Annotated in this window: 14 protein-coding genes and 1 pseudogene; 6 read left to right on the forward strand and 9 right to left on the reverse strand. The window is 37.9% G+C overall.

Annotated features, from left to right (window positions below; all coding sequences use genetic code 11):
* Positions 1-536: 536 nt before the first annotated feature.
* The 3 genes from AC0IWE_RS02555 to fabV all read right to left on the reverse strand — a co-directional run bounded on the left by AC0IWE_RS02555 (position 537) and on the right by fabV (position 3,537).
* A complete protein-coding gene (locus AC0IWE_RS02555) occupies positions 537-989 on the reverse strand; it encodes a cold-shock protein (protein ID WP_025142069.1) in 453 nt (150 codons plus the stop codon).
* Between the two features lie 700 nt (positions 990-1,689).
* Entirely contained in the window at positions 1,690-2,226 is a 537-nt protein-coding gene (locus tag AC0IWE_RS02560; RefSeq protein ID WP_471791785.1) for a GNAT family N-acetyltransferase, read from the reverse strand.
* Positions 2,227-2,343: 117 nt separating this feature from the next.
* Positions 2,344-3,537 (reverse strand): enoyl-ACP reductase FabV, encoded by a 1,194-nt coding sequence (fabV, locus tag AC0IWE_RS02565; protein ID WP_471791786.1) that lies wholly within the window; start codon positions 3,535-3,537, stop codon positions 2,344-2,346.
* A gap of 388 nt (positions 3,538-3,925) precedes the next feature.
* On the opposite strand from fabV, the gene AC0IWE_RS02570 reads away from it, so the two are divergent.
* Positions 3,926-4,633 carry a DUF2490 domain-containing protein gene (locus AC0IWE_RS02570; RefSeq protein WP_471791787.1) on the forward strand — a complete coding sequence of 236 codons (708 nt, stop codon included), beginning with the start codon at positions 3,926-3,928 and terminating at the stop codon, positions 4,631-4,633.
* An 85-nt stretch (positions 4,634-4,718) separates the two neighbouring features.
* The gene (locus AC0IWE_RS02575) at positions 4,719-5,609 is read left to right on the forward strand and encodes a hypothetical protein (protein WP_471791788.1); all 891 of its coding nucleotides are present in this window, start codon (positions 4,719-4,721) and stop codon (positions 5,607-5,609) included.
* Positions 5,610-5,873: 264 nt separating this feature from the next.
* On the opposite strand, the gene AC0IWE_RS02580 is transcribed toward AC0IWE_RS02575, so the two are convergent.
* From AC0IWE_RS02580 to AC0IWE_RS02605, 6 genes are all read right to left on the reverse strand, one after another.
* Positions 5,874-6,320, reverse strand: a complete 447-nt coding sequence (locus tag AC0IWE_RS02580) for a DUF1572 family protein (RefSeq protein ID WP_471791789.1) — start codon at positions 6,318-6,320, stop codon at positions 5,874-5,876.
* A 12-nt stretch (positions 6,321-6,332) separates the two neighbouring features.
* Positions 6,333-7,091 (reverse strand): hypothetical protein, encoded by a 759-nt coding sequence (locus AC0IWE_RS02585; protein ID WP_471791790.1) that lies wholly within the window; start codon positions 7,089-7,091, stop codon positions 6,333-6,335.
* Positions 7,092-7,302: 211 nt separating this feature from the next.
* Complete coding sequence (locus tag AC0IWE_RS02590) at positions 7,303-8,034, reverse strand: head GIN domain-containing protein (protein WP_471791791.1); 732 nt, start codon at positions 8,032-8,034, stop codon at positions 7,303-7,305.
* Between the two features lie 124 nt (positions 8,035-8,158).
* Positions 8,159-9,811, reverse strand: a complete 1,653-nt coding sequence (locus AC0IWE_RS02595) for a M1 family metallopeptidase (protein ID WP_471791792.1) — start codon at positions 9,809-9,811, stop codon at positions 8,159-8,161.
* A gap of 65 nt (positions 9,812-9,876) precedes the next feature.
* Positions 9,877-11,742: a CocE/NonD family hydrolase gene (locus AC0IWE_RS02600; RefSeq protein ID WP_471791793.1), complete on the reverse strand. Its 1,866-nt coding sequence runs from the start codon at positions 11,740-11,742 to the stop codon at positions 9,877-9,879.
* Between the two features lie 138 nt (positions 11,743-11,880).
* Positions 11,881-13,752 carry a CocE/NonD family hydrolase gene (locus AC0IWE_RS02605; protein WP_471791794.1) on the reverse strand — a complete coding sequence of 624 codons (1,872 nt, stop codon included), beginning with the start codon at positions 13,750-13,752 and terminating at the stop codon, positions 11,881-11,883.
* Between the two features lie 249 nt (positions 13,753-14,001).
* Here AC0IWE_RS02605 and AC0IWE_RS02610 point away from each other — a divergent pair, with 249 nt between their 5' ends.
* The 4 genes and pseudogenes from AC0IWE_RS02610 to lpdA all read left to right on the forward strand — a co-directional run bounded on the left by AC0IWE_RS02610 (position 14,002) and on the right by lpdA (position 18,655).
* On the forward strand, positions 14,002-14,850 hold the full coding sequence (locus AC0IWE_RS02610) for a DUF6515 family protein (RefSeq protein WP_471791795.1): 849 nt from the start codon (positions 14,002-14,004) through the stop codon (positions 14,848-14,850).
* A gap of 322 nt (positions 14,851-15,172) precedes the next feature.
* Complete coding sequence (locus AC0IWE_RS02615; protein WP_471791796.1) at positions 15,173-16,333, forward strand: esterase-like activity of phytase family protein; 1,161 nt, start codon at positions 15,173-15,175, stop codon at positions 16,331-16,333.
* 21 nt (positions 16,334-16,354) lie between these two features.
* The gene (locus AC0IWE_RS02620; protein WP_471791797.1) at positions 16,355-17,020 is read left to right on the forward strand and encodes an HAD family hydrolase; all 666 of its coding nucleotides are present in this window, start codon (positions 16,355-16,357) and stop codon (positions 17,018-17,020) included.
* 229 nt (positions 17,021-17,249) lie between these two features.
* A pseudogene (lpdA, locus tag AC0IWE_RS02625) lies at positions 17,250-18,655 on the forward strand (dihydrolipoyl dehydrogenase).
* The last annotated feature ends 998 nt before the right edge of the window (positions 18,656-19,653 follow it).

The following is a 19,653-nucleotide window of genomic DNA, read 5'->3' on the forward strand; positions in this document are numbered from 1 at the left end:
TCCACACCGAGATTATTATTTTTTTATCTTTTAGGGAAATGTATGCCAGTAGTTGTGTCAAAATTGCGCCGCTATATACTCTAGCCCCGAAGAAAAAATCAGGAGCTGCCGTTGTTATCGGGTTTATTAACAAAGGATTATGCGAATCTTTAAAAAAACCGATTCAGCCTAATTAATGGCTTTGGGAATAAATTTTAACCTTAAAAATATTATTCTTTTATGGCGCAAATATTCCTTTAGGCATTTGTCTATTAAAAAAAGTGGTTGCGCTAGCTACATAAACCCGACAAAGCGGATAGCCCGGAATGGCAACGCATCAAAATGAGGGCTAATAGCTATGGCGGGATTGAATAGCCAATGCCAATAGAAACCTGATTTTCTAAAGTAATAGAAAGAGAGTAAAATTATGCGCTAGGTTTTATGCTTAAATAGTCGGAATTATATAGGGTTATAAAACCTGGCGCAGCAGAGTTTTCTGCAGAATTTTAATCATGTTTTGCAGTTAGAGAACTGCAAAAAGAATTTGAATCAAGGTATTATACCTTTGATACTTTAACAGCAGTTGGTCCTTTTTGGCCCATTTCTACTTCAAACGTAACTTTATCACCTTCTTTAATCTGGGTGATTAAACCGTTTGCATGAACGAAAATACTATCCTGAGTTTCGGTGTTTTTAATAAAACCGTAACCTTTACTGTCGTTAAAGAAAGTAACTGTTCCTTTTTTTACAGGATTTTCGTCGATGATGTCTTCTTGTCTTGAAATACCGATCTGAATATCTTCAGTGTTGATCACTTTCTTTTTCTTCGGATCTGGTGGAGTAGAGGAGATGTTTCCGTTTTCGTCAACGTAAGCCATCATGTCTTCAAGAGATAAGCCTTTTTTAGCATTTGCCTGGCGTTCTTCTTTTTTCTCTTGTTTGTCGTTTTTCTTTTTTAATCGTTTTTTTTCGTTCTCTTTTTTACTGTATGTTGCCTGAGATTTAGCCATATATTATTTAATTGTTTTTGTTTTGAAGGGTGAGTGGAATGGAGAATTAAACAAAGATAACAATACTAAAGCATAAATACGATTTTATTCGGTTATGCTCTCTGTCATTATCAATAACGTTGGTTACGGAAACATGGAAGGTAACTCATATAGGTGGCAATATAATTAACCACGGATGAAAAGGATGAACACAGATAGGATAATTTGAATTGCGTTGTTCCGTGGTTAAAAACTGCTAATAATTAGCTGCTTATTGCATTAAAAAATGCAAATTCCAGTCATCCTCGTTACAAACGATGACGATAGATTTAAAAACATCTGTGTTGATCTGTGAAAATCTGTGGTCAGAAACTGCTAATAATTAGCTGCTTATTGCATTAAAAATGCAAATTCCAGTCATCCTCATTAAAAACGATAGCGATAACCTTAAAAACATCTGTGTTGATCTGTGAAAATCTGTGGTCACAAACTGCTAATAATTAGCTGCTTATTGCATTAAAAAATGCAAATTCCAGTCATCCTCGTTACAAACGATGACGATAGATTTAAAAAACCTCTGTGATGATCTCTGAAAAATCTGTGGTCAGAAAACTGCTAATAATTAGTTGCTTATTGCATTAAAAAATGCAAATTCCAGTCATCCTCGTTACAAACGATGACGATAGATTTAAAAAACTTCTGTGTTGATCTGTTAATTTTATTAAGCCCTGTTTATCCATTTATCTTTATCCACCTGGTAAACAAAATTCCATTTAACAGGCTCACCGTAATAGGCTACTTCGAGATCGGCAATTTTAACAGCTCCTAATTTTTCAGCAGCTTTTTGCGATCGGAAATTGGTTGCGCCAATATGCAAGATCACTTTATCCACAAATTGAAAAGCATAATCGAACATCAGTGTTTTTAATGCCCTGTTATGCCCTTTGCCCCAAAACTCGCGCGCAATAAAGGTATAACCAACTGCAACTGATCGATCTGCTTCATCCAGTTCGTAATACCTCGAACTGCCCACTATTTTATCGGTACCTTTTTCATAAACAATAAAAGCACCTTGTGATTCGATGGCACCTTTAAAGAAATTTTCAAAAACTTCCCGTTTATAACGGTCTTTGTTGGGGTGTTGCTCCCAAATTAATGGATCGGAGGCTACCGCAAAAAGGACCTCAAAATCTTCCTGTTTTAATGGAACGGCTTTGATTAAATCGTTTTCTAAAGTTTGCTGTAAATCGAAATTCATGTGTTTGGGTATAAAAACGGCTGGCTATATAGCCAGCCGTTTATTATCAGATTTTTCCATTCCGCTTTGCTTCAAGTCGAAATAACTATAGCGGTTGAGGATAATGGATTTGAATAATTAATTTACTAAACCTTCTATTTCTACCACTTCCTGTGCATCTTTTTGATAATCTACTTTATCAATTTCGAAACCGAATAAACTCAAGAAATCAGATCTGTATCCTGCTAAATCGCCTATTGCAGGTAGTGTTTCAGTTGTTGCTTCGTTCCATAGTTTGGCAACTTTATCCTGAATATCTTCGCGCATTTCCCAATCATCAATTCTGATTCTTCCTTTTTCATCAACAGGAACAGGATTTCCGGTGTATAAGCGTTCTGCATATAAACGTTGAATCTGCTCAATTGTACCTTCATGTATACCTTCAGCTTTCATTACTTTATACAACAGTGAAATGTAAAGCGGAATTACCGGAATTGCAGAGCTTGCCTGTGTAACCAATGCTTTATTAACTGATACATAAGCTTTACCATTTATATCTTTTAATTTATCGGCTATGGTAAATGCAGTTGCTTCTAAATCATCTTTAGCACGGCCAATGGTTCCTTTACGGTATACCGGCTCGGTTAAAGCTGGGCCTATGTACGAATATGCTACTGTTGTGGCACCTTCGGCAAGCAGGTTTTCTGCTTTTAAAGCATCAATCCACATCGACCAGTCTTCGCCGCCCATTACGGCCACAGTGTTCACTATATCTTCTTCTGTAGCAGGTTCGATAGAAATTTCGGTTACATTGCCTGTATGGAAATCTACAGTTTTATTGGTGTAAGTTCCTCCGATAGGTTTTAAAGTAGAACGGTGTAATACTTCTGTATCAGGATGTTTTCTTACCGGAGATGCAAGGCTATAAATTACTAAATCTACCTGACCTAAATCGGCTTTAATTGTTGCTAAAGTTTTTTCTTTAATTTCTTTAGAAAACGCATCGCCATTTATGCTTTTTGCGTATAAACCAGCTGCATGCGCTTCTTTTTCGAAAGCTGCACTGTTGTACCAGCCTGGTGATGCTGTTTTACCTTCAGAAGGTGCCTTTTCGAAAAATACGCCAATTGTAGCCGCCCCAGATCCATAAGCAGCAGTAATGCGTGATGCCAAACCAAAACCGGTTGATGCACCAATTACCAATACTTTTTTAGGACCATCTATAGCTCCTTTTGATTTTACATATTCAATTTGATTCTTTACGTTTTGTGCGCAGCCATCAGGATGTGCGGTTAAACAGATAAAGCCCCTCATTCTAGGTTCGATAATCATTTTTGTTCTATTTTACGTTTTGTAATATTAAAATAAGCGCAATTTAAGGCAAGTTAAAGATGCCATAATGCCCAAATCTTTAACGAAGATAAATTTTTAATCGCTTAACGTTAAATGAATTTTAAATAATAAGGGTTTTTAACACAAGGATTCGTACTGGTTTAGGTAATGGATTTGGAGTTTTTAATACTAAGGCCAGGAACAGGTAGTTGGTTGCGACCTTATCAACAACCATAACGATGCTAAATACGCCAGGTTGGAACGTTGTTGCAGGCAATAAATGGCGGACTCCGATCTCCTGATTTTCTAACTAATTAACAACTCTCTTTTCACTTTGCCATATTTCTTTTAATTTAGCAGCACACAGATAAAACCGGTTTATCTTTTTATGAAAAAAATATTATTGTCTGCCATGGTGCTGATCATTGTGGCATCTGGAAAGCTTTATGCGCAAACCCAAAAGCAAAATTCGGGTTGGTTTATGTTTTTAAACAATACCAAGTTTAACGAAAAATGGGGACTTCAGTTTGATGTTCAGCTGCGTTCTGGTGACGATTGGAGTCATTTAAGAAATACCCTGGTGCGGCCTGCGGTACAATATTTTATTAACGATAAACATAATGTGGCTTTGGGTTATTTGTGGCAAACTACTGATATGAATCTGATCGGTACCAGTAAAAATCTTTTTCACGAACACCGCATTTTCGAGCAATATATTTACACTCATAAAATAAAATCAGTATTTGCCAGTCATAGGGTTAGGTTAGAGCAACGTTTTATTGGCCGCTCTGGCGAGGATGTATTTTCGCAGCGTTTCCGTTATTTTTTAAGGCTGATCCAACCGTTACAAAAAACACAGCCTACCTTTACTAAAGGGCCGTTTGTGGCCTTGCAAAACGAGGTTTTTTTAAATCTCCAAAATAAAGATCAAATTAACAATAGCGTTTTCGATCAAAACAGGTTGTACGTGGCTGCGGGTTATCGATTTTCGAAGAAATTTGATCTTGAAGCAGGTTACATGAACCAGGCGAGTAAGGGCATGACGAATAATACAGTTAATAATATCATTCAACTGGCCGTTTATACCAGGTTTTAATGTTTCAAAGTCATTTTTTGTACAATAAGTCCTACAAAATGTTAAAGCTGTTGTAATTGACTGGTCTTTTTGCTCAATTTGCCCCGTGAAAAGACTTACCATTCTATTTTTAGCACTCTTGTTCGGAAAGCGTATGCAGGCTCAGGAGATTCAAACCTCTTCAACTGACCATACACCAACATCTAAAAGTTTATTTAATCCTGAGCATAAAAGAAATTTTTCGCGCAAGGGCGATTTCTTTTTTCACTGGGGTTATAACAGTTCATGGTATGGCAAAAGCGATATCAGGTTTCAGGGCCCAAATTACGATTTTACACTTAAAGATGTTGTTGCACATGATAGGCAGTCTAAATTGAGCTGGGCTTATTTAAACCCGGGCTTAATCACCGTTCCGCAATATAATATTCGCGTAGGTTATTTTATTAAAGATAACTACAGCATTTCAATCGGATGGGACCACATGAAATATGTGGTGGATATTCCGCAAACTGTTGCCATTACTGGGCACATCGGTGCCAATATTACGCCCGAAAATGTTGCAACAGGATCTTTAGCAGGTGATTATAACGGGCAAAATATTAATGTTAAAGAAAGTATGCTTACTTATGAACATACTGATGGTTTTAACTATGCCAATATAGAGGTTGAACGTTACGATGATATTTGGGTTGCACCAGGTGGAAATACTTCATTAACATTAGAAACTGGCTTAGGCGGAGGAATTATGGTTCCTCGTTCTGATGTTCGCTTATTCGGACTTGGCCGCAACAACCACTGGAATATTTCAGGATACGGGGTGTCGGCTAAAATCGGACTTAAGTTTTACGTTTGGAAAAATGTTTATTTACAGAACACCACTAAGTTTGGTGCTACCAATTTAACAAATGTGCATACCACTGGATGGGATGAGTACGATCATGCCAGTCAGAAGATTAACTACATTGAAAATATGTGGCTCATCGGGGTTCAGTTTTAAAAAGATATGGAAGGAGGCTTAAGCCTCCTTTTTTGTTTTGGATGTAGAAAGCCACAGAAAATAAAGCCACAGAAAATAAAGGCACGGAGGATATTATTTTTATTTTGAGCAAAGGGTTGTTGCATGATGGGTAATTCTCATGCATTAATTGCATTCTCTTGATTGATTGCTTTGTCGCTGAAAATCCTCCTCGCAATTGATGGTTTAGCACGTAGATTGCATTACTGGATGCCCAACCTGGCTTCTATTTATAACAACATAATTTTAAACATCCAACAACCTTCTATGGTAATTGATCTGTCCTAAATGATAGGCTAAGTGTGTGGTAAGGTGAACCATAAAGAATCCGGTTGAGGTTTTCTCCTGAAGAACTAACATCGGATATTCAATGTTAAGCTGTTCTTCGGTTATTTTTTCGAGAGTTTGCGTAACTGTTATCAGAGTTGCTTGGATCATGTTGATCAGTTCTTGTTTTGGGATATTTTTTAAAGAAAACTCCAGTTCCCGATTGCGGATGTAATTACTAGCACCTAAGGTTGCACCGATATATGTATTCAGGTTTCCGATTAAATGAAGGCAAAGGTTACCTGCTGAATTGGCAATGTTTCTATCTATAATCCATAAATTAGTTTCATTATTATAGGATTCGATTTCGGATTTGAGCTTATTTAAATCACGGTTAAAAAGTGCTTTTAAAGTTTCGATAAGCATATGCTTGCATTATTATAAAGTGAGTTTTTTTGCTTCTTGAGATAAAATTTCTTTACCTGATTTAGTGATAGTGAGTAGGGCGGGAGGCGAATCTTCTTCTCCAAGTACTGTAATATAACAGGTATAGGTATATTGGCCACTTTTAAATTGATAGTTGTGGTTTCCGCCGCTGCCATCGGCCGTCAACCTACCTTTGGTTAATACCAATGAAGGCTTTTCGCTCATGTTACTTTTTAGCGACCAAGAGGCATATCTGTAATTGTTGTTCCCAAGGTCGTCAATTCTGATCCGGTATTGGGCAGTTTCGAGAACCAGAACCGGTTGTGTAAAATTAGCGAGAGATGGATAAAGTTTGTTTTTGTCGGCATTAATTAGCTTAGTTTGTTCTTTGGCTTCGAGCTTTGATTGCTGGTTTATTGTAATGATTTTGCCATCGGTATCGAGCCATAAATCGCCGTTTAAAAGCATAATACCTCTCCAGCCCACATCGCTCCAATTCGTTGTGGGTTTGGAGTTGATAATTTTTTTGATGAGTTGGTCATCAAAAACCTCTTTATATCTTTTTATAAATTCCTGCTTATTTTTAATTGGCGGGATGGGATAAGTCCGGGTTAAAGGATATTTGATTTTGGCGCTCAATTTTTCTATCGAACCACTTTTTATTGTTGCGATAAAAGAATTTACCACTGGCAGATACTTTTTATCGAGTGTTTGACTGTAACCAAAGCTGATATTAAATAGTAAAAGGAGTGCAAATAAGGTTTTTTTCATTAGCTAGGGATGTTGTTAAGCGAAGATAATTTTTTAGTTTGAATACCGGGTCTTATCCAAAGAGCTTTCTGGATCAGGGTGTTTTACAAAAAGATGCTATAACAAGTTCATCATAACGATTGTGTTGGGGAATGGAACTAAAAATTTATTCCTTACCCACAAAAAAACACCTGTAATTTCTTACAGGTGTTCGCTATTAAATGGTTTTTATTTAAACTTTTCTTACACCACCTGAGCCAATAACAGTTTTATCAACACTTGGATTGCCAGAATAATTTACGTTTCCTGAACCACTGATTACTGCTTTAATGCTTTCGCTAACCGCAATATTTACAGTTCCTGATCCACTAATGGTACTGTTTACGGTTTTAGTAGAAAATGATTTACCTGAAAATGTACCAGAACTGCTGATGACTACCTTTGCATGATCTGCGCCACCAGTGATATTAATTGCGCCCGATCCGCTAATCACACCGCTGTAATCATCTACATCTGCTGTTGCTTTAATGCTGCCCGAACCGCTCACCGTTGTGGTTAGGCTACCAGTGCTGATTTTGCCGCTAACAGTTAAGTTTCCATCGCCACTTACTGTTAAGCTTGCCAACTCTTTTGCGGTTACGTATGCTGTGATTTTTTTGCCTTCGTATTTTCTAGACCAGCTGGTGATACTCGTTTGTGGGCGGATAACCAACACATTGCCTTTTACCTCCGTAATAATTGAAGCAATTGCTTCTGAATCGCCTTCTAAACGGCAGCTCTCGGTATTGCCTAGTGTTACAATTACATTAATTGGGCCTGCAGATGCTACGCCATTAAAGTTTTTAACCTGGCGATCGTCGCTTTTGGTACGGAATTCATTTGTGTTGCTGCCATATTTTGCAATTGCGTTAACGCCAGCAGTTAATGTTAATGATGCCAATAATATTGCAAATACTTTTTTCATGGTTATAGATTTTATTTTTAAATGGAATAATGTCGTTTTTCTAATAAGACGGTTGTTTTGCAGAAAAGTTGCACAAAGTGAAAATTTCTTTAAATTCCAGTCTGGGGTAAAGAAAAATCAACCATTATCCTTTATTTGTTTTGATGTAAAATAATGGATCTTGTTTAAAATTATCAGCACTAATACTGGCGTCTACTTTAACCGTTTTCCAATCATTTGATGGTTTGATTAATGTATAAGCACCAGTTTTTAAGGTAACGCGTACAGGCATATCGAAGCCTTTTACATCGGTTAACCAGCGATAAGACAAGGTTCCGTTATCTATTTTATATTCAAGTACAGGGATATTGGTATGTCGTAAATACTGATCGAACACCTTATCTAATTTTAAACCACTCTGCTTAGCAATGTAATTTTCGATTTGTGCAGTAGTTACGGTTTGGTGATAAAATGTTTTGTTTAATCCACGAAGAATCTGTCTGAATTTTTCATCATTATTAATTAATTGGCGGATGGTGCTAATCAGGTTTGCTCCTTTTGGGTACATATCGCCTGATCCTTCTTTATTAACACCATAAGCACCGATCACGGGAATGTCGTTGCTGATTATTTTTTGCAGTCCGATTACATATTCATCTGCAGCTGCTTTATTTTCTGTACATTCTGTAAACAATACTTCTGAGTAATTGGTAAAACCTTCATGTATCCACATATCGGCAATATCTTTTGCGGTAATGTTGTTGCCAAACCATTCGTGGCCGCTTTCGTGTACGGTAATAAAATCAAATTTTAGGCCATGGCCGGTTCCGCTCAAATCTCTACCCAAATAGCCTTTCTTAAATTGATTGCCGTAGGCTACCGCACTCTGATGTTCCATACCCAGGTGTGGTGCCTCAACCAGTTTATAACCGTCTTTGTACCATGGGTATGGGCCAAACCAATATTCAAAACATTTTAGCATGGGCTTAACATCTGCATCCCAGTGTGGGCGCGCTTTGGCACTATCCGTTTGTAAAGCCCAATAATCGATGCTCAGTTTCCCGTTTTCACCATCGTAACTGTCTTGCCAGTGTGCATATTTTCCAATGTAAAAGGTAACATCATAGTTATTAATGGGGTTGCTCACAAACCAGTTGTATTGTTTGTAACCATCGGGTTTATCTACTGTGTTTCTTAACCTTCCGTTTGATATTTCCTGCAAGGTGTTTGGTATGGTAATGCTAATCAACATGCTGTCTACCTCATCACTTTGGTGATCTTTATTTGGCCACCATACGCTGGCACCAAGCCCCTGGCAAGCCACAGAAACAAAAGGATTGCCTGCAGCATCTTTTTTAAAGATGAATCCGCCATCCCATGGTGGTGTTTTTGCTACGGTAGGGTTACCGGAGTAAAATACTGTGAATTTATCTTTACTTCCTTTTTTTACCGCTTTGGGGAAAGTAACAAAAACAGCATTATACTCGCGTGTAAAAGGTAAATTATTGCCTTGATAAACCACTTTATCAACTTTTAAGTTGTCGAAAAGATCGAATTGTAGTTTAGTGAAATCCTGAGTGGCAGTAAAGGCAAATTCATTGTTTCCGCTTACCGATTTCTGATCAATATCAATCTTCACATCTAAGTGGTAGTAATTGATATCGTAACAGGTGCGCAATGGGGTAAGGGTTCCACGAAGACTATCGGCGCGGGAGTTTACCTGGTTTTTTCCAAGCAGCTGCGCCTGAGCAGTTGAAATACTTAGGGCGGTTGCAAGGATGAAGAGTAATTTTTTCATTTTTTTTCAGTGTTGATCAATTTTCCTGTTTGTGGAGACACGAATCGGGGCTATTTACGCGCGCGCTATTTTATAATATCAACTTCGATAAAGCTATCGTTAAATACCGTTTGCGTGGCTTTAATGTAATCTGCTTCTGTTGCTTTATAAGGATTTTCTACAAATTTTTGTGGGTTGCGTGCAAATAGCGGAAATGCAGTGCTTTGTACCTGGATCATGATTTTATGTCCTTTTTTAAAGGTGTGCAATACATCCTGCAACTGAAAGTTTACATCGGTTTTTTGATTGGCAACCAAAGCTTCAGGTTTTTCAAAACTGTTACGGAAACGGGCAGGCATTATTTCCGAGCGTACCATTTGCCAGTAATTGCTAAGGGTAATGTTTTTATTGGGCATATAAGCATTGTTGGGTTCATCGGCAGGATAAACATCGATCAGTTTTACAATAAAATCGGCATCAGTACCTGTAGTTGCAATTTTAAGGTGCGACATAATTTCACCACCCAATGTAATGTCGTTATCCAATACTTCGGTTTGATAAACCAATACATCTGGTCTTCTTCCGGCAAAACGTTGGTCTTCGCTCATGTAATTATGTGGCGTAAAACCCAATGTTGTGGTTAAATCTTCTGTATAAGGAACAGGCTTTAAAGGGTCGCTGATGTAGTTTACGGAACCAGCGGCAGCAGGGGCAGTCATGCTGAGTTTACCATCGGCAGTTAAATACAATTTCTGTTTAATAGCTTTCTCTGTTGGCCATTTGGTAAAAGTTTCCCATTCTTTTTTGCCGGTATCAAACATGTAGGCTTCTGGTAAACCAGAGTTTTTGTCGCCATTGCCTTTTAAAAAGTGATTAAAAAATTTAGATTCGATTTCTTTTTGGTAAAAGGTAGCTATGCTGTCGCCAAAATATACATTGCTGTGCATGGTATGGCCAGTTTCGCGGCTCCATCTTCCATGGCCAAACGGCCCCATCACTATTGTATTGTAAGCATTAGGATTTTTCTTTTCTATAGTTTTATAAATGTTTAACGGGCCTGATAAATCTTCGGCATCATACCATCCGCCAACCAACATTACGGCAGGTTTTACAGTATTGTAATGTTTTAATAAACCGCGTTTTTGCCAAAACTCATCGTAGTTTGGATGGTTTACAGTTTCCTGCCAAAAAAAGTTATTCTTATAATATTTATCGGCATTGGTTAAAGGGCCAAGATCTAAAGCAAACTGGTAACCATCTTTTGTTTTTGGCAAAATTATCTGGTTATTGTACCAGGGTTTAGATGTGGTATCGGTTTTTTGTACTCCAAATACCGGGAAGGTGAAGAAATAACTTTGTAAGAATGATCCATTATGGTGAAAATCATCAAAAAAGAAATCGGAAATTGGTGCCTGTGGCGATGATGCTTTCAATGCTGGATGATTACTCAGAATTCCTGCTGCGGTATAAAAACCCGGATAGGAAATTCCCCATTGACCAACTTTACCATTATTGTTGGCTACGTTTTTAACCAGCCAGTCGATGGTATCGTAAGTATCTGATCCTTCATCAACATCCTTTTTGCTTTTTTTATTATCAATTACAGGTGTCATGTTGGTCCAGGTACCTTCACTTTTCCAACGGCCCCTCACATCCTGCATTACCACAATATAGCCTTCTTTCATCATGAGTTCTGATGGACCCAAGCGGGCAGGAAATTTATCTTCTCCGTATGGGGCTACACTATAGCAGGTACGCTGCATAATCATAGGGTATTTTTTATCTTTTGAGGCGTCTTTAGGAGAGTAAATTGCCGTAAAAAGTTTTGTTCCATCGCGCATAGGGATGTATACTTCCTTTTTGGTGTAGTTTGCTTTAGGGTATCCGGCATCGCCTTGCGCAAATGCTGATGATGCTGAAAGCAGAATGATGATTAGTTTAAAGTATTTCATTTTGAATAAATAAGTTAAGCGGGTACTTTTATAAGCTTCCGGTTCGTGGGAACACGAACCGGGTAATGTTTTTGCATGGTTGAAAACGATTGAATATTTACACACTCGTAGAAACGAGTGTGAGCGCACTTTTTCGCTTTATTTCAATACTGAAACGGTTATATATGAACTGTTGTGTATATCATGGTAAATTTTATGTGTTGCTTTCTGAAAATCCTGTGGTTCTGCCTGATAAATATCCATAAATTTCTGCGGATTGCGATCAGCCAAAGGGAACCATGAATTTTGAATCTGAATCATGATTTTGTGTCCTTTTTTAAAGGTGTGGGCCACATCAGGCAATGGATAATTTACTTTGGTAATGGTGCCTGGAATAAAAGCTTCGGGTTTTTCGAAACTGTTGCGGTACTTGCCGCGCATAATCTCTCCGCGTACCAACATTTCGTAACCACCCATAATTAAATTTTTAGGGTTAGGTTCAGGGTTTGGTGCATCTTCCGGGTAAACGTCAATCAATTTCACTACGTAATCGGCATCGGTTCCGGTGGTAGAAACTACAAGGTTGGCTAAAACAGGTCCGGTTAGGGTAATGTCTTCTGTTAAGGCATCAGTTTGGTAAGATTTTACATCTGGCCTGCGGGCTGCAAAGCGTTGGTCGTCTATCATATACTCTCGGGTACGTTTGGATTGAATGCCATCCTGATAAGGCACAGGGTTATTCGGATCGCTCACATATTCATCCCAACTGTCGGTTCTGCCAACTTTTTCGAAGGCCAGTTTTCCGTAAGGCTGTAAATACAGGTTTTTGCTTTCTACATCCTGTGGTGGCCATGTTTTAAACTTTTTCCATTCGTTGCTGCCGGTTACAAAAATATTTGCCTCTGCGGCATTAAAATCTCCTTCACCCTTTAAATAGTGTTTAAAAAATGGCAGTTCATATTGCTCCTGATAATCTATACTGGTGGTTTTACCAAAAGGAATATCTCCAAAATAAGATCCATCGCTACGTACCCAGCCGCCATGAAACCAAGGACCTGCAACCAGAATATTATTGGCTCCGGGATTTTGCTTCTCAATTGCTTTATAGGTTGCAAAGGTTCCGTAAGCATCTTCAGCATCAAAAAAACCACCTACCACCATTACGGCAGGTTTTACATTGGTTAAATGCGGGGTAATTAAGCGTGCTTTCCAAAACGTATCAAGGTTTGGGTGTTTAAATAAATCATTCCAAAATTTAATGCTATCGGCAAAATATTTGTCTTTAAGGCTTTTAACCGATCCGGCTTCTAAGTAAAAACGGTAATTGTCTTCTATCGGGAATTGAAAACCCTTAGGGCCTTTATCTGGTGTGATGGGTTTAGGACGCGGAACACCGAAACTTCCCATAAAACTAAAGGCATCCATTAAAAATAAAGTTCCACGGTGGTGAAAATCGTCGCCCATAAACCAATCGGTAACCGGTGCCTGCGGCGAAACAGCTTTTAAGGCCGGGTGTGCGTTTGGTAGTGATGTGGTAGAATAAAAACCAGGATAGGATATTCCATAAATTCCGGCATTACCATTATTGCCTTTCACATTTTTAACCAGCCAGTCAATAGTATCATAGGTATCGGTGCTTTCATCAATGGCGTTTTTGCTCTTTTTGCCAGTTTGCTGCGGGCGGATATCGGCAAAGGTACCTTCACTCATCCAACGGCCACGTACATCCTGATAAACGAAGATAAATCCTTCGCGCATCATTGCCGGAAAGTTACCTAAACTAAGCTTGTATTTGTCTTCGCCATAGGGTGCAACAGTGTATGGTGTGCGGTTAATTAAAAATGGATATTTTTTGGATTGATTTTTGGGTATATAAATGGAAGTGAATAGTTTAACCCCATCGCGCATGGGTATTTGGCGCTCTATTTTAGTGTAGTTTTCTCTCACATAAGCCGAATCGGTTTGCTGGGCCATTAATTGGTTAGCAATAAGCAGGCAAAATAAAAGGCTAAAAATTCTGGTAAGGTTCATTTAAGCTAGTTTTAAGGAATAAAATTTAAATATAGGTGATTAACGATTGATAAAAAAAAACAACCCGTAAAAGGTTTGTTAGCATGGATGGGATTGATGGGAAAGGTGTTTTACAATTTCCATTCATGAGCAGGTAATTCCAAGGGCTACATTCGTCATTGCTGTATCAAAATTTAGTTAAATCTTGTTAAGGGATAATCTTTTAACCGTTTTCATCGTCATATTCGTAATCAAGTTAAACATAATAAAATGAATAGGTTATTAAATAAAGGATTGGTTGTTTTCGCTGCAGCAGCGATGATTGCAACCTTAAACATCGAAAGTGTTTCTGCACAAAGGGCAAGTAGGGGTGGAGGAGGATTTTCTGGAGGAGGAAGATCTGGTTCGATAAGTTCATCAAGAGGTGGAGGTTCGATTTCCAGACAGCCATCAATGCGTGCACCAGGCAGAGGAAGTTATAGCCCAAGTTACGGAGGACGTGTAGCCAGACCAAATTACAGTTATAACAGACCGGGTTACCGACCAGGTTATGGCAGACCAGGGTATGGCCGACCAGGTTATGCATATCGCCCGGGATATGGCAGACCTTATTACCGTCCGTATTATAGCTACTACAATTATTATCGTCCGTTTTTAGGTATTAGAATTGGTGTATTGCCTTATGGTTATTATCCGTTTTACTATGGTGCCAATCAGTTTTATTACTCAGGTGGATTATTCTATCAACAAAATAACGAACAATATGAAGTGGTAACTCCACCTGTTGGTGCAGAAGTTCCGAATTTACCTTCTGATGCCACTCAGGTTACCATTAACGGGGTAGATTATTACGAATATAAGGGCGTTTATTACACCCAAAAAGAAAATGCCGATGGTAAAGCAGTATATGTGGTTGCAGGTAAAGACGGGGTTTTAAATACTGATGGAGGAACTGTTGATTCGCACAATATAGGTGATGTGATTAACGAGTTGCCAGAAGGATGCAGGGAAGTGACCATTAAAAATGAAAAATATTTTGTTTCTCCTGATGATGTATATTATGAAGAGATTGTAGATGGAAACAATATTACTTACCGTGTTATTGGTAAGTTGTTTTAAATCTTAAATTTTATCAGTGTCAGATAACAACATCTGACACTAGATTATACAATAACTGTGCAGTCGGATGGTAACGTTCGACTGTTTCTTTTTATAAAGAATAATCAGGTTTTCATAATGTTGTAAGAAGTTAAGCAGATCGAGTTATTAAGTGTGCAGTTAAATGGTAGAATCCGACTGTTCCGTTAATCGTTATGAAATTAGAAATTTATTTTAGTTAAACTTAAACAACAATCATCACTGTTAAGAACCTGAAATAAATTAAGGTTGACGTATTTTGTGCCATCAAAAATCCATATTTTTACAGCCTAAACATCACGATTTGAAATCTGTATCACAGCTCTTCCTTGTTTATTCTATTCTTTCCATCGTTCTTTCATCTTGTTCTGCAACCAAGTATGCTGCGGTAAAACAAAATGAAAGCAGTGTATCAGCCATTAAGTTTTTGGATGAATACATTATGCCTTTAAATCCAAATTTCCAAAATTCGGTAGTAGGCGGATTATCAGGTATTGATTATGATGTAAAACAAAACCAATATTATATGATCAGCGATGATCCTTCGCAATTTAGTCCGGCGAGGATTTATACCGCACAGATTGATATTAAAGAAAATAAAATAGATACTGTTCGCATAACGGGCGTAACTTATATGCTCCAGGAAAACGGGAAACAATATCCTAAATATGGTACTGATAAGAGCGTTAAACCAGATGGGGAATCGGTAAGGTATAACCCATTAAGCAAGCAATTAATTTGGAGTAGTGAAGGCGAAAGGTTATTTAAAAATGGTGATACAACAATCGTTCAACCTGGTTTAACTTTTATTTCTACTGATGGGAAGTTTTTGGATACCATCCCACTGCCCAAAGGTTTTCATTTTACCAAAACCGAAAACGGAACACGCAAAAATGCATTGTTTGAAGGCCTAACTTATGCCGATGGTTATAAAACATTATATGCCAGTTTAGAGGAGCCAAGATATGAAGATGGTTTACAGGCAGCTTTTGAATATGATAAAGCTTTAACACGTATTCTGAAATTTGATGTGGCAAGCAAAAAGAATACTGCGCAATATGCTTATAACCTTGGCGCTTTACCAGTTAAGCCAACGGTTGAAAACGACTGGAATGTAAATGGCATTTCAGAAATACTGGCGGTAAATAACCATACGCTTTTGGTTATGGAAAGGGCCTGGGCAAAAGGCCATGATGACCATAGCTTTGTAAAACTTTACCTGGTTGATTTAAACGGGGCAGAAAATGAAATTGATAACCCTTCGTTTGTGAGAAATCCGCCAAAACCGTTAACTAAAAAACTGCTTTTTGATTTTGATACTTTAAACAGGCATATAGACAACTTTGAAGGCGTAACTTTTGGTCCAAAATTGGCTAACGGACATCAATCTTTAATCTTTTGCGTTGATAATAACTTTGGGAAATCGCAGGTACAACAATTTTTTCTCTTCGAGATCATCCCATAAATCATTCCTTTAAAAATTATAATGAGTAAAATAAAAGCATTGCTGTTCGATTTAGACGGCACATTAATTGATTCGGAAAAGTTTCATTTCGATTGTTGGAATACTTTTTTGTGCGATTATGGAGTGGCTATCGATTTTAAAGATTGGCTAAGCAATTATGCAGGCATCCCATTGCCTAAAAATGCCAAAACGATAATAGACAGGTATAAAATTAACGAAGAGCTTGAAGGTTTCATCAACAGGAGGGAGAAGATTACTTTCGATGGTTTTAGAACAACCGATATTGAACTAATGCCTTTTGCGTTGGATTTTATCCAGTTTGCATACGCAAGAGGATTAACGCTGGCTGTGGTTACTGCAAGCCCTAAAATTGATGTTGAAGCTGTTTTTGAGCGCAACGGATTGGCCAAGTACTTTAAATTGTTTATTACCCGTACCGATGTAAGTAACTCTAAGCCTCACCCCGAAAGTTATAACCTTTGTGTAGAACGTTTGGGCTTACAAAAAGACGAATGCATAGTTTTTGAAGATACATTAAACGGTGTTAAATCTGCCTTGGCTGCGGGCATTACCTGTTATGCCATCCAAAATAATGTGCGCGCACATCAAAAATTAAAAATTGCTGATGAATTGTTTTTAAGTTTTGCAAACGCTAAAGAATTTATGCTTCAAAAAGAATTGATATAAGCACTTACCCCAGTAAATTTTAAAATCATACTGGGCAAAGCGTATCAAATGATTAATCAATTGTTTTCTAAAAATTACGCTTAAGCTAAACGTGTATTGGCTATAGCCGATTGATGAAGTGCAAATAACTGATAAAACAATGACTAAGAAAGTGCTTCTATTGCCTGATGCGCTTTCAGCTTTCGGCCTTTTTTCCCTACATTTGACTAATCAAAATTATCAAGAAATTATGCAATACGATGTCGTTGTTATCGGTTCAGGGCCGGGCGGTTATGTAGGCGCAATCCGTTGTGCTCAGTTAGGTTTAAAAACTGCAGTTATTGAAAAATATAAAACTTTTGGAGGTACCTGCTTAAACGTAGGCTGTATCCCGTCTAAAGCTTTGTTGGATTCTTCAGAACACTACCACAACGCTGCCCACACATTTACTACCCACGGTATCAACATAAAAGATTTAAAGGTTGATATGCCACAGATGATCGCCCGTAAAGATGATGTTGTTGCACAAAATACTGCTGGTATTACTTATTTATTTAAAAAGAACAAAATCGATTCTTTCGAAGGAGTTGGCTCTTTCGTTGATAAAAATACCATACTCGTTACCAAAGCCGATGGCTCTACCGAAACCCTATCAGCTAAAAACGTAATTATTGCTACTGGTTCTAAACCAACAGCTTTACCGTTTTTGCCAATCGATAAAAAACGCATCATTACCTCTACCGAGGCTTTAAATATTAAAGAAGTACCTAAAACAATGGTTGTAATCGGTGGCGGTGTAATCGGTTTAGAGTTGGGTTCTGTATATGCCCGTTTAGGTACAAAAGTTTCTGTAGTAGAGTTTTTACCATCAATTATTAACACAATGGATGCTGGTTTAGGTAAAGAGCTGCAACGCGTGTTCAAGAAAAACTTAGGCATGGAGTTTTATATGGGCATAAAGTTACCGGTGCTACCAACAAAGGTAAAATTGTAACAGTTACTGCCGAAACACCAAAAGGCGAAACCATATCATTTGATGCCGATTATTGTATTGTAGCCGTTGGCCGTACCGCTTATAGCGAAGGTTTGGGCTTAGATAAAATCGGAATCACTATTGAAGAAAGAGGTAAAAAAATTCCGGTTAACGAACATTTAGAAACCTCGGTTAAAGGAGTATATGCCATTGGCGATGTAATTACTGGTGCCATGTTGGCCCACAAAGCAGAAGATGAAGGTACTTATGTTGCCGAAACCATTGCCGGGCAGAAACCGCATATCAACTATAACTTAATTCCTGGTGTGGTTTACACCTGGCCAGAAGTGGCTTCTGTAGGTTTAACCGAAGAGCAATTAAAAGAAAAAGGCGTTAAATATAAAGCAGGTTCATTCCCTTTCAAAGCCAGCGGACGTGCAAAAGCAAGCATGGATACCGATGGTTTTATTAAAGTTTTGGCCGATGCTGCTACTGACGAAGTTTTAGGTGTACACATGATTGGTCCTCGTGCTGCCGATATGATTGCCGAAGCGGTTATTGCTATGGAATTCCGTGCATCTGCAGAAGATATTGCACGTACGTGCCATGCTCACCCAACCTATACAGAAGCTTTAAAAGAAGCTGCACTTGCTGCAACTGATAACAGAGCGATACATATTTAATTGATAAGTCGATGTTAGAGTCGATTAATAAAGTTTAATCATGCAAAGATAAAAGCCGATAAGAAATTGTCGGCTTTTTTTATTTAGAGTTGTCAACTTTCTAGCAAGTTGGCAATTAAAGTTTGACAACTCTTAAACATTGATTTGCTTTACGTTTGATTAGTTGATTTGAATTTTGAGTTGTCAACTTTCTAGCAAGTTGGCAATTAAAGTTGACAACTCTTTAACAATGATTTGCTTTACGGTTGATTGGTTGATTTGAATTTTGAGTTGTCAACTTTCTAGCAAGTTGGCAATTAAAGTTGGCAACTCTTTAACATTGAATTCTTTACGGTTGATTGATTTAAATTTTCAATTTAGAGTTGTCAACTTTCTAGCAAATTGGCAATTAAAGTTGACAACTCTTTAACATTGATTTTCTTTACAGTTGATTGGTTGATTTGAATTCAGAGTTGTCAACTTCCTAGCAAGTTGGCAATTAAAGTTGACAACTCTTTAACATTGAATTTTATACGTTTGATTAGTTGATTTGAATTCAGAGTTGTTAACTTTCTAGCAAGTTGGCAATTAAAGTCATCCTCGCGCAGGCGGGGATCTTACCACACATTTTTAGCGACATTAGGTTGCTCAATCAAGCTCGTAATGATAATTTACTCTTCCATCCGTCATTTCGAGCGAAACATAGCGCAGCCTAGAAATCTTTTAAATTTATTAAAAACGAAGTTCAAAGATTTCTCCACTACGGTCGAAATGACGATTTAACAAGTATTTTACTCCGTACCGTTATCCTCGCGCAGGCGGGGATCAGCTCTTTAATTAATTTATATAAATAAAGAATAAAAACTAAGCCCTATATTGCGGTACGAAACTTTAGGGGTGCCTTCAAAAACAAGTTGGCTGAGAACATACCCATTTTATAGGTGAAAGCAAAGAGGTAAAGCGGAAGGTGAACAACCCTATGCCCTAAACCTTACACCCTATGCCCTATAAATGAACCT

This window comes from Pedobacter sp. AC402, assembly GCF_979252805.1.

Coding starts and splice junctions, on each gene's coding strand:
- AC0IWE_RS02590 (WP_471791791.1), bottom strand. CDS start 8,034: ATGAAAAAAGTATTTGCAATATTATTGGCATCATTAACATTAACTGCT.
- AC0IWE_RS02595 (WP_471791792.1), bottom strand. CDS start 9,811: ATGAAAAAATTACTCTTCATCCTTGCAACCGCCCTAAGTATTTCAACT.
- fabV (WP_471791786.1), bottom strand. CDS start 3,537: ATGATTATCGAACCTAGAATGAGGGGCTTTATCTGTTTAACCGCACAT.
- AC0IWE_RS02560 (WP_471791785.1), bottom strand. CDS start 2,226: ATGAATTTCGATTTACAGCAAACTTTAGAAAACGATTTAATCAAAGCC.
- AC0IWE_RS02570 (WP_471791787.1), top strand. CDS start 3,926: ATGAAAAAAATATTATTGTCTGCCATGGTGCTGATCATTGTGGCATCT.
- AC0IWE_RS02585 (WP_471791790.1), bottom strand. CDS start 7,091: ATGAAAAAAACCTTATTTGCACTCCTTTTACTATTTAATATCAGCTTT.
- AC0IWE_RS02610 (WP_471791795.1), top strand. CDS start 14,002: ATGAATAGGTTATTAAATAAAGGATTGGTTGTTTTCGCTGCAGCAGCG.
- AC0IWE_RS02580 (WP_471791789.1), bottom strand. CDS start 6,320: ATGCTTATCGAAACTTTAAAAGCACTTTTTAACCGTGATTTAAATAAG.
- AC0IWE_RS02555 (WP_025142069.1), bottom strand. CDS start 989: ATGGCTAAATCTCAGGCAACATACAGTAAAAAAGAGAACGAAAAAAAA.
- AC0IWE_RS02600 (WP_471791793.1), bottom strand. CDS start 11,742: ATGAAATACTTTAAACTAATCATCATTCTGCTTTCAGCATCATCAGCA.
- AC0IWE_RS02620 (WP_471791797.1), top strand. CDS start 16,355: ATGAGTAAAATAAAAGCATTGCTGTTCGATTTAGACGGCACATTAATT.
- AC0IWE_RS02605 (WP_471791794.1), bottom strand. CDS start 13,752: ATGAACCTTACCAGAATTTTTAGCCTTTTATTTTGCCTGCTTATTGCT.